Source organism: Methylophaga sp. UBA4204, assembly GCF_002379485.1.
In the GTDB taxonomy this organism is placed as follows: Bacteria; Pseudomonadota; Gammaproteobacteria; order Nitrosococcales; family Methylophagaceae; genus Methylophaga.
The window spans coordinates 1-2,472 of the sequence record NZ_DFTU01000020.1 but is presented as its reverse complement, the minus strand read 5'-3'; the positions used below and the strand labels follow the sequence as shown (position 1 = coordinate 2,472).

General features: G+C 49.2%; 2 protein-coding genes. Both read right to left on the bottom strand.

Features of this window, described 5'->3' with window-relative positions:
- Positions 1 to 55: 55 nt before the first annotated feature.
- Positions 56 to 526: a DUF3305 domain-containing protein gene (locus tag B3182_RS02515; RefSeq protein ID WP_292400438.1), complete on the bottom strand. Its 471-nt coding sequence runs from the start codon at positions 524 to 526 to the stop codon at positions 56 to 58.
- Positions 527 to 579: 53 nt separating this feature from the next.
- On the bottom strand, positions 580 to 2,472 hold a 1,893-nt coding region (parC, locus tag B3182_RS02510; RefSeq protein WP_292751400.1), incomplete at its 5' end, for a DNA topoisomerase IV subunit A.

The following is a 2,472-nucleotide window of genomic DNA, read 5'->3' as shown; positions in this document are numbered from 1 at the left end:
TGCTGCTTACGGCGGGACCAGCGCGATAAAAAATTTTCGGATACCGATTTTTCTTTCATCGAGCGCCTCCATCATTATCTTTCCACCGTTCACGACGGCGCTTTTTGGGAGCTTCCGGTGCATAGTGATAGATCAGAAAGCGTTCCAGCCAGACACATAATTCATCTGGCAAAGCTGCTTCCATCACGTGATCGCCAGCTTCCATATAGGAAGCGGCTTCATCGAAATCCACGGTCAGTAAAACCGGGGTGAACAGATCATTTTCCAGGCGGCCGATAAAATAAATCTTGGCCTGTTCTGACATCAGATTTTGATAATAGCTATCACAATAATGCCGAAATAAACGCAGATGCAGATCGGGATAATAATGCAGCTCACCTTCGGTCTGCGCATTGGACAATTGTGTTTCGCTGAGACCAGGAATCACACCCAGCAAAGACCAGGAATGTCTGGCCCAGCGGTGTTGACTGACTTTTTTCAGCAATACAGCGGTAACGGAAAAATGATCAGAAGGTATATCCAGCATCTCTATCAGGCATTGTGAATTCAGCCTAATAGGATACCAAGTAACCGAGCTTTTTACTCGGCTACTTCAACGGAACTGACTTTTTGCAATCCTCTGGGTAGCTTATGTCCGCGTTTACCGCGCTCTCCGGCATAGTGTTGCAAATCAGCGGTTTTCAGCGTGAGATGACGACGTCCGGCGTGCAGCGTCAGACTGTGATTTTCCGGAACCAGCGTGACCGATTGCAACCATTCCTGACCACTGGTGAAACGTGCCTGCGGAATATTGATCAAACGGACGCCTTTGCCTTTATTGAGTTCTGGCACTTCACTGATTGGGAAGACTAATAACCGACCATCGCCCGCAGCAACCGCCAGTTGTTGCGGCATTTTTGTATCGACCACCAATGGTGGTAATAACGCCGCTTTTTCCGGCAGATTGAATAAAGCTTTACCGGCTTTGTTTTTAGCCAGTAAGTTATCAAAGCGAGTGACAAAACCATAACCAGCAGTATTGGATAACAACACCATCTGATCATTCTCAGCCGCAATCACCGCAATAAAGCGTACTTCCGGCGCGGATTGCAATCGACCACTGAGCGGTTCTCCCTGGCCTCTTGCTGATGGCAAGGTATGCGCCGCCAGTGAATAACTACGGCCGCTTTCATCCAGGAAAACGACCTGCTGGTTACTTCGGGTTTTGACCGATGCAAGATAGCGATCGCCGGTTCGGTAATTTAATGATCCCGGATCTACATCATGGCCTTTAGCCGCCCGCACCCAGCCACTGGCCGATAACACAATTGTCAGGGGTTCTGTGGGTAATAACTCGGTTTCGCTGAGTGCTTTGGCCGCATCACGCTGTTTGATTTCGCTACGACGGTCATCACCATATTTTTCGGCATCAGCTGTCAGTTCCTTGCGGATCAACGATTTCAAACGGGTTTCCGAACTCAGTAATAATTCCAGAGATTTACGTTCCTTGCTGAGCTCATCCATTTCGCCTTTGAGCTTCATTTCTTCCAGTTTGGCCAAATGACGTAAACGCAATTCGAGAATCGATTCGGCCTGGCGATCACTAAGACTGAATCGGGCCATTAACTCGGCTTTGGGATCATCCTCATAACGGATAATGGCAATGACTTCATCTATATTCAGATAAGCAACCAGCAGGCCTTCCAGCACATGCATGCGATCCAGCACTTTATCCAGACGATACTGTAAGCGGCGGCGTACTGTTTGAATTCGATAGGTTAACCATTCGCTGAGCATCTGCAGCAGGTTTTTCACCTGCGGCCGACCATCAAGGCCGATCATGTTCATATTGACGCGGTAGCTGCGCTCCAGATCAGTAGTGGCAAACAGATGCGACATCAGACTTTCAATATCCACCCGATTAGAACGCGGCACAATCACCAGACGCACTGCCTGTTCGTGATCAGATTCATCGCGTAAATCTGCGACCATTGGCAGCTTTTTGTTATTCATCTGTGCGGCGATCTGTTCCAGCACTTTGGCACCAGAAGTCTGATATGGCAGCGCATGAATCACAACTTCGTTGTCTTCGACTTTATAAGCGGCACGCTGGCGAATCGAACCATGACCGGTTTCGTAGATGCGACGGATTTCAGCTTGAGGCGAGACGATTTCACCGCCGGTGGGGAAATCCGGTCCCTGAATTTCAGTTAACAGATCATCCAGCGTACTTTTCGGTGATTTGAGCAGTAACAGGCAGGCATTTACCACTTCCCGCAGGTTGTGCGGCAGGATATCTGTTGCCATGCCCACGGCAATACCGGTGGCACCGTTCAACAATACATTAGGGAGTCGTGCAGGCAACAGTTGTGGTTCATCCATGGTGCCATCAAAATTGGGCATCCATTCGACCGTGCCCTGCCCCAGCTCAGTTAATAATGTTTGGGCGTAAGGTGCCAGACGTGCTTCGGTATAACGCATGGCAGCAAACGA

Excerpts from the sequence above, each read along its gene's own strand:
- B3182_RS02515 (WP_292400438.1), bottom strand. The coding sequence starts at position 526 with ATGCTGGATATACCTTCTGATCATTTTTCCGTTACCGCTGTATTGCTG.